Annotated in this window: 13 protein-coding genes and 1 tRNA gene; 11 read left to right on the top strand and 3 right to left on the bottom strand. The window is 71.0% G+C overall.

Features of this window, described 5'->3' with window-relative positions; all coding sequences use genetic code 11:
• The first annotated feature begins 67 nt into the window (after positions 1–67).
• The 4 genes from AYO52_RS13325 to AYO52_RS13310 all read left to right on the top strand — a co-directional run bounded on the left by AYO52_RS13325 (position 68) and on the right by AYO52_RS13310 (position 5,230).
• Positions 68–1,963, top strand: coding sequence for an acetolactate synthase large subunit (locus AYO52_RS13325; protein ID WP_082924012.1), 1,896 nt, complete (start codon positions 68–70; stop codon positions 1,961–1,963).
• Complete coding sequence (ilvN, locus tag AYO52_RS13320; RefSeq protein WP_067718247.1) at positions 1,960–2,466, top strand: acetolactate synthase small subunit; 507 nt, start codon at positions 1,960–1,962, stop codon at positions 2,464–2,466. Before AYO52_RS13325 ends, ilvN begins: the two co-directional genes overlap by 4 nt.
• A gap of 54 nt (positions 2,467–2,520) precedes the next feature.
• A complete protein-coding gene (gene ilvC / locus AYO52_RS13315) occupies positions 2,521–3,534 on the top strand; it encodes a ketol-acid reductoisomerase (protein WP_067718245.1) in 1,014 nt (337 codons plus the stop codon).
• 79 nt (positions 3,535–3,613) lie between these two features.
• Positions 3,614–5,230, top strand: a complete 1,617-nt coding sequence (locus AYO52_RS13310) for a hypothetical protein (RefSeq protein ID WP_067718243.1) — start codon at positions 3,614–3,616, stop codon at positions 5,228–5,230.
• A gap of 8 nt (positions 5,231–5,238) precedes the next feature.
• On the opposite strand, the gene AYO52_RS13305 is transcribed toward AYO52_RS13310, so the two are convergent.
• Positions 5,239–6,738: an NAD(P)/FAD-dependent oxidoreductase gene (locus AYO52_RS13305; RefSeq protein WP_067718241.1), complete on the bottom strand. Its 1,500-nt coding sequence runs from the start codon at positions 6,736–6,738 to the stop codon at positions 5,239–5,241.
• A complete protein-coding gene (locus tag AYO52_RS13300) occupies positions 6,735–7,364 on the bottom strand; it encodes a hypothetical protein (RefSeq protein ID WP_067718238.1) in 630 nt (209 codons plus the stop codon). Before AYO52_RS13300 ends, AYO52_RS13305 begins: the two co-directional genes overlap by 4 nt.
• A gap of 149 nt (positions 7,365–7,513) precedes the next feature.
• Here AYO52_RS13300 and serA point away from each other — a divergent pair, with 149 nt between their 5' ends.
• From serA to AYO52_RS13275, 5 genes are all read left to right on the top strand, one after another.
• Positions 7,514–9,106 carry a phosphoglycerate dehydrogenase gene (gene serA, locus AYO52_RS13295; protein ID WP_067718235.1) on the top strand — a complete coding sequence of 531 codons (1,593 nt, stop codon included), beginning with the start codon at positions 7,514–7,516 and terminating at the stop codon, positions 9,104–9,106.
• A gap of 17 nt (positions 9,107–9,123) precedes the next feature.
• Positions 9,124–10,143 (top strand): 3-isopropylmalate dehydrogenase, encoded by a 1,020-nt coding sequence (locus AYO52_RS13290; RefSeq protein ID WP_067718233.1) that lies wholly within the window; start codon positions 9,124–9,126, stop codon positions 10,141–10,143.
• Positions 10,144–10,240: 97 nt separating this feature from the next.
• On the top strand, positions 10,241–12,103 hold the full coding sequence (locus AYO52_RS13285; protein ID WP_067718554.1) for a putative nucleotidyltransferase substrate binding domain-containing protein: 1,863 nt from the start codon (positions 10,241–10,243) through the stop codon (positions 12,101–12,103).
• The gene (locus AYO52_RS13280) at positions 12,103–12,825 is read left to right on the top strand and encodes an exonuclease domain-containing protein (RefSeq protein WP_067718230.1); all 723 of its coding nucleotides are present in this window, start codon (positions 12,103–12,105) and stop codon (positions 12,823–12,825) included. The genes AYO52_RS13285 and AYO52_RS13280 overlap by 1 nt, the downstream gene beginning before the upstream one ends.
• A gap of 10 nt (positions 12,826–12,835) precedes the next feature.
• Positions 12,836–13,630, top strand: coding sequence for a fumarylacetoacetate hydrolase family protein (locus AYO52_RS13275; RefSeq protein WP_067718227.1), 795 nt, complete (start codon positions 12,836–12,838; stop codon positions 13,628–13,630).
• A 28-nt stretch (positions 13,631–13,658) separates the two neighbouring features.
• Here the strand turns inward: AYO52_RS13275 and AYO52_RS13270 are convergent, their stop codons facing one another.
• A complete protein-coding gene (locus AYO52_RS13270; protein WP_067718222.1) occupies positions 13,659–14,789 on the bottom strand; it encodes an isochorismate synthase MenF in 1,131 nt (376 codons plus the stop codon).
• 128 nt (positions 14,790–14,917) lie between these two features.
• On the opposite strand from AYO52_RS13270, the gene gltX reads away from it, so the two are divergent.
• Both gltX and AYO52_RS13260 read left to right on the top strand, forming a co-directional pair.
• Positions 14,918–16,402 carry a glutamate--tRNA ligase gene (gene gltX, locus AYO52_RS13265; protein WP_067718220.1) on the top strand — a complete coding sequence of 495 codons (1,485 nt, stop codon included), beginning with the start codon at positions 14,918–14,920 and terminating at the stop codon, positions 16,400–16,402.
• Between the two features lie 106 nt (positions 16,403–16,508).
• Positions 16,509–16,580: transfer RNA gene (locus tag AYO52_RS13260), tRNA-Gln, on the top strand.
• Positions 16,581–16,657 lie beyond the last annotated feature (77 nt).

Here is a 16,657-nt window from a genome sequence, read left to right as displayed (position 1 = left end):
CAGAGAAATCCACGATCACGGCCGACCACGAACCACGGCTCCACGACCAGCATGAAGGACAGTTGAAGTGAGCGCACCAACGGCACAGCCCGGACCCCGTCCGGGTGCAGAGCAGAAGGCCCGGTCCGCGGCCCCAGAGCGGATGACGGGGGCCCAGGCCGTCGTCCGGTCCCTCGAGGAGATCGGCACCGAGGTCGTCTTCGGCATCCCCGGCGGGGCCATCCTGCCGGTCTACGACCCGCTCTACGACTCGGCCAAGGTCCGGCACGTCCTGGTCCGGCACGAGCAGGGCGCCGGTCACGCAGCGACCGGCTACGCCCAGGCGACCGGAAGGGTCGGCGTCTGCATGGCGACCTCGGGCCCCGGCGCCACCAACCTGGTGACCCCGCTCGCGGACGCGCAGATGGACTCGGTCCCGATCGTCGCGATCACGGGTCAGGTCGGGACCGCACTCATCGGCACGGACGGTTTCCAGGAAGCCGACATCTCGGGCATCACCATGCCGATCACCAAGCACAACTTCCTCGTGTCCCACGGCGAGGACATCCCGCGGATGATCGCCGAGGCGTTCCACATCGCGCAGACAGGTCGCCCCGGCGCTGTGCTCGTGGACATCCCCAAGGACGTCCTGCAGGCCGAGATGACGTTCTCGTGGCCGCCGGAGATGAAGCTGCCCGGCTACCGGCCCGTCACCAAGCCGCACGGCAAGCAGATCCGTGAGGCCGCCCGGATGATCGGCAAGGCCAGGCGCCCGGTGCTGTATGTCGGCGGCGGCGTCATCAAGGCCGACGCCTCCGCGGAGCTCATGGCGCTCGCCGAGCTGACCGGCATCCCGGTCGTGACCACGCTCATGGCGCGCGGGGCGTTCCCGGATTCCCACCGGCTGCACTACGGCATGCCGGGGATGCACGGAACCGTCGCCGCCGTCGCGGCGCTGCAGCGGTCCGACCTGCTGGTCACCCTGGGCGCCCGGTTCGACGACCGGGTCACCGGTCGCCTCGACACCTTCGCCCCGGACGCCAAGGTCATCCACGCCGACATCGACCCGGCCGAGATCGGCAAGAACCGGGCCGTCGACGTGCCGATCGTCGGCGACATCAAGGAGGTCCTCGTCGAGCTCGTCGAGACGCTGCGCGGCGAGCGCGAATCCGGCACGCTGGGCGAGCCCGCCGTGTGGGTCGGTGAGCTGGACGAGATCCGCAGTGAGTTCCCGCTGGGCTACGGCCCGCAGTCGGACGGCTCCCTGTCTCCCGAGTACGTCATCGAGCGGCTGAGCGCCGCCGCCGGCCCGGACGCCGTGTACTGCGCGGGCGTCGGCCAGCACCAGATGTGGGCGGCCCAGTTCGTCCAGTACGAGAAGCCGCGCACGTGGCTGAACTCGGGCGGCCTGGGGACCATGGGGTACGCGGTCCCCGCGGCGATGGGTGCCAAGTTCGGCCGTCAGGACGCCGAGGTCTGGGCCATCGACGGCGACGGCTGCTTCCAGATGACGAACCAGGAGCTGGCCACCTGCGCCATCGAGGGCGCACCCATCAAGGTGGCGCTGATCAACAACGGCAACCTCGGCATGGTCCGTCAGTGGCAGACACTGTTCTACGAGGAGCGGTACTCGCAGACCGACCTGTCGACCCACTCCATGCACATCCCGGACTTCGTCAAGCTCGGCGAGGCCCTGGGCTGCGTGGCGCTGCGGTGTGAGCGCGCCGAGGACGTCGACGACGTGATCGCACAGGCCCGCGCGATCAACGACCGCCCGGTCCTCATCGACTTCATCGTGGGCAAGGACGCCCAGGTGTGGCCGATGGTCGCGGCGGGCACGTCCAACGACGAGATCATGGCGGCCCGGGACATCCGGCCGCTGTTCGACGACACCGATTCCGTGGCGGACGACGCCGCGGACATCCACGAGGCGACCGAGCGGATCGACGCCGCGGTGATCGCCGCCGAGGAGGAGGACCAGTGAGCGCTCGCTCCCACACCCTGAGCGTGCTGGTGGAGGACAAGCCTGGCGTGCTCGCGCGCGTCTCGTCGCTGTTCTCCCGGCGCGGGTTCAACATCGAGTCGCTGGCCGTGGGCCCGACCGAGACCGAAGGCCTGTCGCGCATGACCATCGTCGTGAACGTCGAGGACTTCCCGCTCGAGCAGGTGACCAAACAGCTCAACAAGCTCGTCAACGTCATCAAGATCGTCGAGCAGGATCCGGCCGGCTCGGTGGCCCGCGAACTCACTCTCGTCAAGGTCCGCGCCGACGCCACCAACCGCGGTCAGATCGTGGAGATCGCGAGTCTGTTCCGCGCACACATCGTGGACGTCTCACCCGAGTCGCTCACGCTCGAGGCCACGGGTACCCCCGACAAACTCGACGCGCTACTGCGGATGCTCGACGGCTACGGCATCCGCGAGATCGTGCAGTCCGGCATGGTCGCGCTCGGACGCGGCCCCAAGTCCATCAACACCACTCGATAGTCTCGACTCCTACACAAGTCTCGACTTCACGAAACAACACGAAGGGAATCCACCATGGCAGTGGAGATGTTCTACGACGACTCGGCGGATCTGTCGCTGATCCAGGGCCGCAAGGTCGCCGTCATCGGGTACGGCTCGCAGGGGCACGCGCACTCGCTCAGCCTGCGCGACTCCGGTGTCGAGGTCGCCATCGGTCTGCGTGAGGGCTCCAAGTCCCGCGCCAAGGCCGAAGAGGCCGGCCTCAAGGTCATGACCGCCGCCGAGGCCACCAAGTGGGCCGACGTCATCATGCTGCTCGCCCCCGACACCTCGCAGGCGCAGATCTTCGCCGAGGACATCGAGCCCAACCTCAACGACGGCGACGCGCTGTTCTTCGGTCACGGCCTCAACATCCACTTCGGCCTCATCAAGCCGGCGGAGAACATCACCATCGCGATGGTCGCCCCCAAGGGCCCCGGCCACCTCGTGCGTCGTCAGTTCGTCGACGGCAAGGGCGTCCCGGCGCTCATCGCCGTGGAGCAGGACCCGAAGGGCGAGGGCGAGGCGCTCGCGCTGTCCTACGCGAAGGCGATCGGTGGCACCCGCGCGGGCGTCATCAAGACCACCTTCAAGGACGAGACCGAGACCGACCTGTTCGGTGAGCAGGCCGTGCTGTGCGGCGGCACCGAGGAGCTCGTCAAGACCGGGTTCGAGGTCATGGTCGAGGCCGGCTACGAGCCGGAGCTCGCCTACTTCGAGGTGCTCCACGAGCTCAAGCTCATCGTCGATCTCATGTACGAGGGCGGCATCGCGCGCATGAACTACTCGGTGTCCGACACCGCGGAGTTCGGCGGCTACCTCTCCGGCCCGCGGGTCATCGACGCCGGCACCAAGGAGCGCATGAAGGAGATCCTGTCCGACATCCAGGACGGCACCTTCACCAAGCGTCTCGTGGCCAACGTCGAGGGCGGCAATAAGGAGCTCGAGCAGCTCCGCAAGGAGAACGCCGAGCACCCGATCGAGGTCACCGGCCAGAAGCTGCGCGACCTCATGAGCTGGGTCGACCGGCCGATCACGGAGACTGCCTGAGGGTCCTCGGGTCCGACCCGGTGAAGCCCCTGTAGGGTCCACCGGGATCGATTCCCGACTTTTCAGCAGGAGGACCGCCGTGCGCCACTTCAACCGAGGAGTGGGTGCGGCGGTCCTCGCCGTTTCCCTGGTGGGGACGACCGTGGCGTGTACGTCCGACCCCGGTGACGGCGGACCGAGAACCGAAGCCGCCCCGGTGGAGGGCACGCGGGTCGCCGCCGACGCCGACGGGTCCGGCGTGGAGACCACGAGACTGCTCATCGAGTCCGCCCCGGTGGTCGTGGTGGCAGCCCCGGACGCCGCCGCGCAGGCGCGCGCCGCCTCCGTCGCGGTCGGGTTGCACGCACCGATGCTCACCGCCGTCGAGGGCGGGGACGCGGCATTGGCCGACGAGGTGTCGCGACTCGGCGCCGAGCGGGTGTTGCGGGTCGGGCAGGTGGACTTCACACCCGACGACGGCGAGGTGGTCGACGCCCCGGGAGGTCGGCCGGAGCTCGAGGCGCTGACCGGGATCACGTTCGACTCCGAGGTCGAGGTCCCGCCGGGGCGGATCGACGACGTCACCGTCCACCAGGTGCCGGGTACGCCTGCGCTGATGACGGCGGGGGAGTTCACCGCTGCCGACGGCGCGGGCGCGGCCCCCGAGTCGTTCGACAGCGGCGAACCCGCATGGGACGGCGAGGGCGCACCCAGCGTGCTCGTGTACGACGAGACGCCGGTCGCGGCGGTCGCGACGGCAGTGGCCGTCGGGGCGGCGGTGTCCCACCTCCGTACCCCGGACCCGCGGGTCGACGGGGGGTCCGTGGAGGCGGTGCGGGACGCCGAGGCGGTCTACGCGCTCGGGCCCGGGTGGGGCACCGAGGACGAACTCGGGGACCGGGTGGAGAAGGCGCGGACGGTTCCCGAGCTGCCGGGCGGCGGACAGCTGCTGTTCCCGGGCCGGCGGTTCGTGGCCGCCTACGGGTCGCCGATCACGCCTGCCCTGGGGATCCTCGGCGAGCAGGGACCAGAGGAGAGCGTGGCGCGGGTTCAGCAGTTGGTCGGGGAGTACCAGCCGCACTCCCCGGAACCGGTCATCCCGGCGTTCGAGATCATCGCGACGGTCGCCTCGACGTCCGCCGGACCCGACGGCAACTACACCAACGAGTGGGACCCGCAGGAGTTCGTCCCGCTGATCGACGCCATCACCGACGCCGGCGGGTACGCGGTGATCGACCTCCAGCCCGGCATGGCCGACCTCCTCGATCAGGCGAGGATCTTCGAGGAGTTGCTCACCCGCCCGAACGTCGGACTCGCGCTCGACCCCGAGTGGAAGCTCGAGCCGGGACAACAGCCGGGCGCGCAGATCGGGTCGGTGGACGCCGAGGAGATCAACCGGGTCACCGACTGGCTGGCGGACCTGACCCGGGACAGCGGAGGGCCACAGAAGCTCCTCATCCTCCACCAGTTCAGCATGGCCATGATCGACGACCGCGACCAGATCGACACCTCCAGGCCGGAGGTGGCGATCGTCCTTCACGCCGACGGTCACGGCACCCCGGACCTGAAGATGGAGACGTGGGACGTCCTGCGCAGCGGGCTGCCGTCCGGTATCCGGATGGCGTGGAAGAACTTCTACGACGAGGACACCCCCACGTTCACGCCCGAGCAGACCATGGCGGTCGAGCCCCGGCCGTGGTTCGTGTCCTACCAGTGATTCGTGTCCTACCAGTGAGCGGGTAGCCGGCCGAGGATCCGCTCCGCCACGTGCTGCCCGGCCATGCCGTGCACGCCCGGGCCGGGAGGGGTCGAGCCGGAGGCGTGCCACACCCCGGGCACCCCGGTCGCGAACGGGTCGGCCCGCGGCACCGGGCGGGCGATGAGCCCCCGCAGGTCCACGCGTCCCGCCGCGATGTCCCCACCGGCGTTGTTGGCGTTGTGCTCGGCCATCCGGTCCGCGGGCGTGCAGTGGGCGGCCACGACCACGTCCCGCACCCCCGGCGCGACCGCCTCGAGCGCGGCGAGCACCTGCTCGGTCTGGTCACGGTCGGAGAACGCGGGCACGTGCGCGTAGGTCCACAGTGGACGTCGACCGTCCGGGGCGATTCGTCCCGGGTCGGTCACCCACGGCTGGGAGACGAGGATCATGGGCCGATCGGCGTGCCGACCGGCGGCGACCTCGCGCTCGGCGGCCGCGATGGCATGGGAATCCCCACCCAGGTGGACGGTGCCGGCGTCGGCGAGCCGGCCGTCGCGCCACGGAACCGGGCCGGACAGGACCAGGTCGACCTTCGCCGCGGCCCCGCCGACCGGCGCCTCCAGGAGTCTGCGTGCGCGGCGGGCCACGGCCGCAGAGGGCGAGGATGCCATGAGGATCTCGCCGAGGATCCGGGAGGACGTGTTGAAGACGACGTCCCGGGCGTCGAGCCGTGCCAGCGAATCCACGCCGACCCCGGTGCGGATCTCCCCCCCGGCATCCCGGATCGCCTCGGCCAGTGCGGCGGTGATGGCCCCGCTGCCGCCGACCGGCAGCGTCCAGCCGAGCGGCGAGTGGAGCAACGAGCCCAGGACGAGGCCGACCCCCGTCGCGGCCGGGGAGGACAGCGGGGTAATCGCGTGGGCCGAGATACCGCTCAGGAGGGTGCGTCCGTCCGGCCCGAGTGCGTCACCGAGTGCGCCGCGTGGGTGGGCGCGGACGAACGCCGCGCCGAGCGCCGCGGTCGCCCCCACCGGCGGGACCGAGCGCTGATCGGTCAGTGCCGTGGCGACGACGTCCTCCGCCCTGCGGCCCAGGGGGCCCATGAGCTTCCACCACCGGTCCGCCTCGGCGCGTGACCCCAGGCCCTCGGCGAGGGCGGCGGGGGAGGGGGCCGCGGGCACCACGATGGCGTCGCGGCCCGGTAGTGCGTGAGCCAGCTGAACGGGGGGAGTGAGCATCTCGACCCCGTGGGCCGGCAGGTCGAACCCACGGAAGAACGGGGATGCCCCCGCCATGGGGTGCACGGCCGAGCACGGATCCACCAGCAACCCGTTCACGACGTCCTCCGGGATGCCGGTCGCGATATCGCCCATCGGCAGGGTTCGGCACCCGCCACCGATGGTCTCCTGGGCCTCCAGCACCACCACCCGCCGCCCGGCCCGCGCACACAACAGCGCGGCAGCCAGGCCGTTGGGGCCGGAGCCCACCACGACGACGTCCGCACGTACGGTCCCCGCCGCGCTCATTCGAAGACCGCCAGACCGTAGGTGCGCCGCAACCGCTCCAGCAGTTCTTCCTGTGACCGGGCCTGGTCGGCCAGTCCCCGCAGCAGCCGGCCGGTGCCGGGACCGCCGGGCTCGTCGTCGCTGTCGTCGTCGTCGCTGCTGTCGTCGGGCTCCCCACCGGATCTCCCGGCAGCGGACGCCGGGCCGTCCGCGACCCACGACGCGGCGAGCAACTCCCACATCGACCGTTTGGCGACCACCAGCGTGCGCAGCGCCTCCAGGACGGCGAGCCGTGCCAACGGATCGCGCACCACCGGGCCCACCGGCAGCGCGGTCAGGGTGACCGCGGCCGACAACCGCACCAGACGACGACCCGGGGTCCCCAACGGTGACAACGCCGCCAACAGGCGGGAGGCGGTGTCGATCTCCTCCTCGAACTCCCGGCGCAGCGGAACCAACCGCACCCGGTCCTCCGGATCGACCGCACTGATGCAGCGGTCCAGGACGCTGCGCCCCACCGCGGCGCCGTACAGGTGGGCCCGCAGATACATCGCCACCGCCGACGGGCCGCGTGCCGGGGCCAGCACCGGCAGCCAGGGATCGGGGAAACGGACCGGCGGCTGGGCCGACCGGGGAGTGCGGGGCATCGGTGCTCCGTTCGTCGCGCGGCGGTGGTCACGTCGGGTCGCCGACCCTCGTCACGGTAGGCGTCCGGGCGCGTACCGGCCACTGCTCGGCGCCGGTGACAGGTGCCCTAGACTGGCCGTGCCCGAAATGACACCGAGGAGAACCCACTGTGACAGCATCCGGACGGCCCGTCGTCCTCATCGCCGACAAGCTCGCCCAGTCGACCGTCGACGCGCTCGGCGACGCCGTGGAGGTCCGCTGGGTGGACGGCCCGGATCGCCCCAAGCTGCTCGAGGCGGTCGCCGACGCCGACGCACTGCTCGTGCGCTCGGCTACCACCGTCGACGCCGAGGTGCTCGCCGCCGCGCCGAACCTCAAGATCATCGGGCGCGCGGGCGTCGGCCTGGACAACGTCGAGATCCCCGCCGCCACCGAGCGCGGCGTCATGGTGGTCAACGCGCCCACCTCCAACATCCACTCGGCCGCCGAGCACGCGGTCGCGCTGCTCATGTCCGCCTGCCGCCAGATCCCGGCCGCGGACCGCACCCTGCGCGAGCACACCTGGAAGCGCAGTTCCTTCAACGGCGTCGAGCTGCTCGGCAAGACCGTCGGCGTCGTGGGCCTGGGCCGCATCGGCCAGCTCGTGGCGCAGCGACTCGCCGCGTTCGAGACCAACCTCATCGCCTACGACCCCTACCTGCCCGCCGCCCGCGCGGCGCAGCTGGGAATCGAGCTGGTCGACATCGACGAGCTGGTCTCCCGCGCCGACATCATCACGATGCACCTGCCCAAGACCAAGGAGACCGCCGGTCTCTTCGACGCCGAGCGGCTGGCCCGTGCCAAGGACGGCGTCGTGATCGTCAACGCCGCCCGCGGCGGTCTGATCGTCGAGGACGCGCTCGTCGACGCACTGAAGTCCGGCAAGGTCCGCTCCGCGGCGCTCGACGTGTTCGACACCGAGCCGTGCACCGACTCGCCGCTCTTCGAGCTCGAGAACACCGTCGTCACGCCGCACCTCGGCGCCTCCACCAGCGAGGCGCAGGACCGCGCCGGCACCGACGTCGCCCGCAGTGTGCTGCTCGCCCTGCGCGGGGAGTTCGTCCCCGACGCCGTCAACGTCACCGGTGGTCCCGTCGGCGACGAGGTCGCACCCTGGCTCGACCTCGTCCGCAAGCTCGGACTGGTCGCCGGCCACCTGTGCCCGGGTATCCCGACGACCGTCCGGATCGACGTCGCCGGCGAGCTCGCATCCGAGCAGGTCGACGTCCTCGGGCTGGCCGCCCTGCGCGGCATGTTCTCCGCGATCACCGACGAGCCCGCGACCTTCGTCAACGTCGGCCAGATGGCCGAGCAGCGGGGGGTCACCCACTCGGTGGAGACCCACAGCGAGTCCAAGTCCTACCGCAGCACCGTCACCGTCACGGCCGTGGCCGCGGACGGCGCGTCGGCCGATGTCACCGGCACGCTGGCCGGCCTGGATCAGGTGCAGAAGATCGTCCGGATCAACGAGCGCGGGTTCGACCTGCGCGCCGAGGGCCAGAACCTGTTCGTTCACTACTCCGACCGCCCGGGCGTGCTCGGCAAGGTGGGCTCCATCCTCGGCGGGGAGGGCATCGACATCCAGGCCGCAGCACTGAGCCAGGACGCCTCCGGCGAGGGCGCGTCGCTGATCCTGCGGGTCGACCGCACGGTCGCCGAGCCGACCGTCGACCGGATCGTCTCCGAGCTCGACGCCACCGCGACCCAGATCAACCTAGTCTGAGCGGGGACGACGACATCATGAAGCTCGCAGTCATCCCCGGCGATGGTATCGGCGTCGAGGTCACGGCCGAGGCACTGAAGGTGCTCGACGCGCTGGTCCCCGGTGTCGAGAAGACCGAATACGACCTCGGCGCGCGCCGGTACCTCCGCAACGGCGAGACCCTGACGGACGCGGACGTGGAGAGCCTCAGAGGCCACGACGCGATCCTGCTGGGCGCCATCGGTGATCCCCGCTCCGTGCCGGCCGGCGTGCTCGAGCGGGGCATGCTGCTCCCGCTGCGGTTCGCACTCGACCACCACGTCAACCTGCGGCCCTCCCGGCTCTTCCCCGGGTCGGCAACCCCGCTGAAGGACCCGGGCGAGATCGACTTCGTCGTCGTCCGCGAGGGCACCGAGGGGCTCTACACCGGTAACGGCGGTGCGATCCGTGTGGGGACACCGCACGAGATCGGTACCGAGACCTCCGTCAACACCCGGTACGGCGTGGAGCGCGTGGTCCGCGACGCGTTCTCCCGTGCGCAGTCGCGGCGCAACAAGCTCACGCTGGTCCACAAGACCAACGTCCTCGTCAACGCCGGTGGGCTGTGGCAGCGCACCGTCGACGAGGTGGCTCCGGAGTTCCCCGGGGTCGAGGTGGACTACTGCCACATCGACGCCGCCACCATCTACATGGTCACCGATCCGTCCCGGTTCGACGTGATCGTCACCGACAACCTCTTCGGCGACATCATCACCGACCTGGCGGCCGCGGTCACCGGAGGCATCGGCACCGCGGCGTCGGGCAACATCGACGCCTCCGGGACCAACCCGTCCATGTTCGAGCCCGTCCACGGTTCGGCCCCGGACATCGCCGGACAGGGCAAGGCGGACCCCACCGCCGCCATCCTGTCCGTGGCACTGCTGCTGCGCCACCTCGGTCACACGGCCGAGGCCGATCGCGTGGAGGCGGCCGTCGAGGCCGACCTCGGCTCGCGCGGCGACGCCCCGATCGTCACCTCCGAGGTGGGCGACCGGATCGTCGCGGCCGTCAGCGGTTAGACCACCGCCCCGCTGACCCCACGTCCGGACCCCGGCCCGCGGGTGTGAATCGCGAGAAGTGATCACACCGCGGGCCGTCGGCGTCCACAGTGGTGGCATGGACGTCGAACTCGCCGAGGTCAGGGATTTCCTCGCGCGCTGTGCCCCCTTCGACGAGCTGCCCGGAGAGGTGCTCGACCGCCTGCCCGCGAGGCTCAGTCAGCGCTACCACCGGCGGGGGACCGTCATCCTGGAGGCAGGGGACGCCAACGACACCCTCCACATCATCCGCACGGGCGCCGTCGAGGTGTGCGACCCGGACGGTGTCCTGCTCGACGCGCGCGACGAGGGTGACTGCTTCGGCTACTCGACGCTGACCCGTTCCGGCCCGTCGCGGTACCGCATGGAGGCCGTCGCGGACACTCTGCTACTCGAGATGCCGCGCGAGGTGTTCGACGAACTCGCGGCCGCCCACCCCGGGATCCGGGACTTCTTCGGTGCGCGGAGTGATCGGATCCGCCAGGACCTCGCCTCCGCCCGGGTCGCCGCGGCCGGGGGAGACCCCCTGAGCACACCGGTGGGGGATCTCCTCACCCGCGACGCGGTCACCACGGGGCCCGGGACCACCATCCTCGAGGCGGCGCAGATCATGTCGCGGGAGCGCGTCTCCGCGCTGCTCGTGGTGGAAGACGGACGCGTGGTCGGCATCTTCACCGATCGCGACCTGCGCTCGAAGGTGGTCGCGGTCGGTGGCGACACCGCGGCGCCGGTGTCGACGATCATGACCCACGACCCGGTGTCGGTGGACGCCCGGACCCGCGCGTTCGACGCGACCCTGCTCCAGATCGAACGCGGCGTCCATCACCTGCCGGTGTGCGAGGCCGGTGCCCCCGCGGGGATGGTCACGAGCGGGGACCTGCTGCGCCTGGCGCAGTCCGACCCGGTCTATCTGGCCGCGCGGATCTCGCGGGCCCCCGACACCGAGACCGTGGCGGAACTGTCCGCCCGGTTGCTACCGCTGGTCGGCGAGTTCGTCCGGCGGGGCACCACGCCGCGGGATATCGGCCGGGTCGTCACCGCCACCGCCGATGCGGCGACGCGCCGCCTGATCGCGCTGGCGGAGGCCGAACTCGGACCGCCTCCCGTGCCGTACTCCTGGGTGGGACTCGGTTCCCAGGGCCGGGGTGAGCTCGGGGTGTCCAGCGACCAGGACAACGCGCTGATCCTCGACGACAGGGCACACGGGGTCGCCGGCTCCGACGACTACTTCGCGGAACTCGCCGACCGCGTCTGCACGGGACTCGACCGGGCGGGCTTCCCGCTCTGCCCCGGTGGGGTGATGGCGACCAACCCCCGGTGGCGCCGGACCTGCGCGGAGTGGGAGGGGACGGTACGGGACTGGGTCGGGGCCCCCGAGGCCGACGCGGTGCTGCACAGTCAGGTGTTCTTCGACCTCCGTCCCGTCCACGGTGAAAGCGGACTCGCCGCCCGCGTCCAGCGCGAGATGCTCGTCCGCTCGAAGGGCAGTCCGCGCTTCCAGGCGCATCTGGCCCGGATCGCGTGTGAGTGGCAGCCGCCACTCGGTTTCCTGCGCGGGCTCGTCGTCGCGCGCCGGGGCGAGTACCGCAACACCCTGGACCTCAAGGCCGGGGGGATCGCGCCCGTCGTCCAGATCGCGCGTCTGTACGCCCTGTCCGCGGGACTGGACGAGGTGTCGACCCTCGGCCGGCTCGACGCGGCGGCCACCGCCGGGGTGATCGCCCGCTCGGATGCCGAGAACCTCATCGAGGCGTTCCGGTTCCTGCGCGGGCTGGCCTTGCGCCACCACGCACGTCAGATCCAGGAGCACTCGGACCTCGACAACAACGTGGACCCGTCGACCCTCGGCACCAAGGACCGCCATCGGCTCCGGGCGGCGTTCCGGATCATCGCGGGAGCGCAGAGCGCGCTGCAGATCCGATACCGGGTCGGGCAGATGTGATGGTCCTGCCACGGCTGACCGCGGCCGGCCGCCGGAGGAGTGCCGCCCGCCGGGCCCCCGACGGGCCACTGCGGCGATTTCTGGAGACACCGCCGCCGGATCCGACCACTCCGCTCGAGGACCTGTCCCTCCTCGCGGTGGACGTCGAGACCACGGGGCTCGATCCCCGGCACGACCGGGTCCTGGCGGTGGGGTTCGTCCCCGTCGACGGGGACCGGATCGTCCTGGGCGGAGCGGGATCGGTGCTGCTGCGTCCCGATCACGGTCCGGACGACGACGACGACGGGGTGGGGCAGAGTGCCACCGTGCACGGACTCACGGACGACACGATGGCCACCGGGGAGGATGTCGAGGACGTCCTGGACCGGGTGTTCACGGCTCTGACCGGGCGGGTGTTGGTCGCGCACTACTGCCCGATAGAGGTCGACTTCCTGCGAGCGTTGTGTCGGCGCACGTTCGGCATCCGGCCACCACTGGAGTCCGTCGACACCCTGGAACTGCACCGGCGGGTCCTGGGCGGGGGCGTCGACATGGGCTTCACCGCCGACCCGTCGCCCGAGAGGCTGCGGCTCTGGGGTGCTCGCGAGAGGTACGGGTTGCCGCAGTACCGCGCACACGACCCGCTGGTCGACGCCCTCGCCTGCGCCGAGCTGTACCTCGCACAGGTCACCGAGCTCCGCGACCGTGGGGCGCGGACGCTGCGGGACCTGCGGACCGCCTAGGATCGCGGGTATGCGTCTCGCCCGTATCGCCCACCCGCAGGGATTCGCCTTCGTCGAGGTCCGCGGAGACATGTCCGACCCGTCCTCGCTGACCTGTGCCGAGATCTCCGAGCACCCCTTCGGTACCCCCGAGTTCACCGGCCGCGAATGGCCGCTGGCCGACGTGCGTTTGCTCGCCCCGATCCTGGCCTCCAAGATCGTGTGCGTCGGTAAGAACTACGCCGACCACGCCGAGGAGATGGGGTCGGAGGCCCCGGCCGAGCCCCTGATCTTCCTCAAGCCCAACACGTCGGTCGTCGGCCCCGAGGCATCGATCGCCTACCCGCCGAGTTCGGAGCGGGTCGACCACGAGGGCGAGCTGGCCGTGGTGATCGGGCAGCCGTGCCGGGACGTCGCCGCCGCGCGGGCCCACGAGGTCATCCTCGGCTACACCTGCGCCAACGACGTCACCGCCCGCGACCAGCAGCTCTCGGACGGTCAGTGGACGCGGGGCAAGGGGTACGACACCTTCTGCCCGCTGGGTCCGTGGATCGTCACCGACCTGGACCCCAACGGGCTCGACGTCCGGGTCACCCTCACCCACCCCGACGGCACGTCCGAGGTACGGCAGGACGGCAACACCTCCCAGTTCATGCACACCGTCGGCGAGATCGTCGAGTACGTCAGCCGGGTCATGACCCTCCTTCCCGGCGATGTGATCCTCACGGGTACCCCGGCAGGGGTCGGCCCGATGCTGCCCGGCGACCGTGTGACAGTCGAGATCGAAGGCATCGGCTCGCTGACGAACCCCGTCGTCGACCGGTAGGTCCGGGCGACCGGCGCCGACCATCGCTCTAGGACGCTCCGAACGCCCTCAGGATGGTGCGGAGTTTGGCGCCGGTCTCGGCGACCTCGTCGTCGGGTTGCGAGTCCGCGACCAGGCCGCCGCCGGCCCAGGCGATCGCTCCCGACCGGTCCGCGTCGATCTCGGCGCACCGGATGGTGACCATCCAGTCGCCGTCTCCGCCGGCGTCCGACCACCCGACGGCCCCGGCGTAGAACCCCCGTTCCCCTTCTATCGCGGCGATGAGCCTCCGGGCCTCGTCCGTCGGTGTCCCGCACACCGCCGGCGTGGGGTGCACGGCGAGGGCGAGGTCCAGCGAAGTGGTGCGGGGGTCGGCGACACGGCCCCGGATACGGGTCCCGAGGTGCCACATCTCGCGGGTGGACGTGAGAGTGGGGCGGTCGGGGATCTCCAAATCCGTGCACAGTGGTTGCAGGGCCCGTGCCAGCGACTCCACCACGAAGGCATGCTCCGAGGCGTCCTTGCCCGACGCCCGCAGGGCGCGGCCCGCGGCCTGGTCCGCGACAGGGTCGGTGGAGCGGGGCGCGGAGCCGGCCAGCGGGTGGCATTCCACCAGATCGCCGCGGCGGCGCACGAGGAGTTCGGGGCTCGACCCCACCAGGACGCGCCCGGCGTGGACCCCGCCGGCGGGGGAGAGGTCGACGAGGTACCCGTCCGCCGCCGGGCTGGAGTCGATGAGTGCCGCGCACACCGCGTGGGGGTCGATGGGCTGATCGGCCGACAGCCGGACCGCCCTGGCCAGCACCACCTTGTCGATCTCGCCGGAGCGCACCCCCGCGATCGCGGTCGACACCCTGGCGCGGTGCTCCGAGGACGAGGGGATCTCCCGGGTGACGTGGGTGCGGGTGCGCATCCGGCGGAAGTAGGCGGGGGGCTCCAGTGGGCCGTCGACGCGCACCACCACGTCGGGTTCGACGAGGGCCGCGGGCGCGTCGGGCTCGAAACCGATCGCGCCCACGATCAGACCACTGGCGCCGGACCGCAGGGCCAGGGCCGCGTCCGCCGGATCCGTGAACGAGTTCAGGGCACCCTGGGTGCGCAGCGAGCCCGTCGGACGGGACAGCAGGAAGTCCGGGGCGGTCACCGGGCGCGCGACGTCGGGTTGGTGCCCAGACGCCACGGCACGCCTCCCTCGATTCGGACTCCTGCGTGGATCGCGCCTCCTCGGACGGCGGCCACGGGTACCCGCCGATCCTAGGCCGGTCCTCGCCGGGGGTGCGAGCCGGGACCGTCACTAGGATGGGCTCCATGACCGCCTCGAACGTCCGCGTCCGCTTCTGTCCGTCCCCCACCGGCACACCCCATGTGGGTCTCGTCCGTACGGCCCTGTTCAACTGGGCCCACGCCCGGCACACGGGCGGCACGTTCGTCTTCCGCATCGAGGACACCGACGCCGCCCGGGATTCGGAGGAGTCGTACCAGTCGCTCCTCGACGCCCTGCGGTGGCTCGGCCTGGACTGGGACGAGGGTCCCGAGGTGGGTGGCCCGTACGCGCCGTACCGCCAGTCCGAGCGGCGCGATCTGCACCTGGACGTGGTGCGCAGGCTGGTCGAGGCGGGGGAGGCGTACGAGTCGTTCTCCACCCCCGAGGAGGTCGAGGCCCGCCACCGGGCCGCCGGGCGGGACCCCAAACTCGGGTACGACGGGTTCGATCGCGGCCTCACGGAGGACCAGAAGCAGGCGTTCCGTGACGAGGGGCGCGGCGCGGTGATCCGGTTGCGGATGCCGGACGAGGATCTCGCCTGGGACGACCTGGTCCGCGGGGAGACCGTGTTCAGGGCGGGCACCGTGCCGGACTTCGCGCTCACGCGGGCCAACGGGATCCCGCTCTACACGTTGGTCAATCCGGTCGACGACGCACTGATGAAGATCACCCACGTCCTCCGGGGCGAGGATCTGCTCAGCTCCACCCCCCGACAGATCGCCCTCTACCGTGCCCTGATGCGGATCGGGGTGGCGGATGACGTCCCCGCGTTCGGGCACCTGCCGTTCGTCATGGGCGACGGCAACAAGAAGCTGTCCAAGCGTGACCCCGAGTCGGACCTGTTCCTCCACCGCGACCGCGGGATGTTGCCGGAGGGGTTGCTCAACTACCTGGCCCTGCTCGGGTGGGGGCTGTCGGATGACCGCGACGTGTTCTCCCTGCAGGAGATGGTCGAGGCGTTCGACGTGCGCCAGGTGAACGCCAACCCGGCCCGCTTCGACCAGAAGAAGGCCGACGCGATCAACGCCGAGCACATCCGGCAGCTGCCGGCCGAGGAGTTCGCCCGCCGCCTGCGCGAGTACCTCGTCGCGCACCCCGACGAGGACGGGGTGACCCTGCCGGAGAGTTTCGACGCCCAGCGGTGGGCGATCGTGGCAGATCTCCTCCAGACCCGCATCGTCGTCCTGTCGGATGCGTGGAAGCTCATCCGGTTCCTCCTCGTGGACGAGGCCGGGTTCACCGTCGACGCCCAGTCTGCGGCCAAGAACCTCAAAGCGGAGTCCCGAGAGGTCGTGGACGCGGCGATCGCGGCGCTGGAAGCAGTCGAGGAGTGGACGACCCCGGCCATCGAGGCCGCACTGTCCGGCGCGCTGGTGGAGGACCTGGGCATCAAGCCGCGCAAGGCCTACGGGCCCGTGCGGGTGGCGGTCACGGGATCTCACATCTCGCCGCCGCTGTTCGAGTCGTTGGAGCTGCTCGGTCGGCAGGCCACACTGTCGCGGCTGCGGTCCGCGCCCGTCGCCGACTAGCTCGGGGTCTGGAAACAGACGGATTGACCAGGAGATTTGCTATTCACCCTCGGTGGTTTGATAGTCTCTTCGAGGCGCCCCGCGAGGGGCGGAAAAGTGAATGCAGTGGCCTATGGTGTAATTGGCAACACAGCGGTTTCTGGTACCGTCGTTCTAGGTTCGAGTCCTGGTAGGCCAGCTGAGCGCGTCGCAGCGCTCGCTACAGCGGATCCCACGCGGATCCGTGTCCTAGCCCCCGTCGTCTAGCGGCCTAGG

Origin of the sequence: Dietzia sp. 111N12-1 (assembly GCF_001658045.1) — a bacterium.
Lineage (GTDB): Bacteria > Actinomycetota > Actinomycetes > Mycobacteriales > Mycobacteriaceae > Dietzia > Dietzia kunjamensis.
Note: the sequence above shows the minus strand (reverse complement) of the source record. Positions and strands in the feature narration are given on the sequence as shown.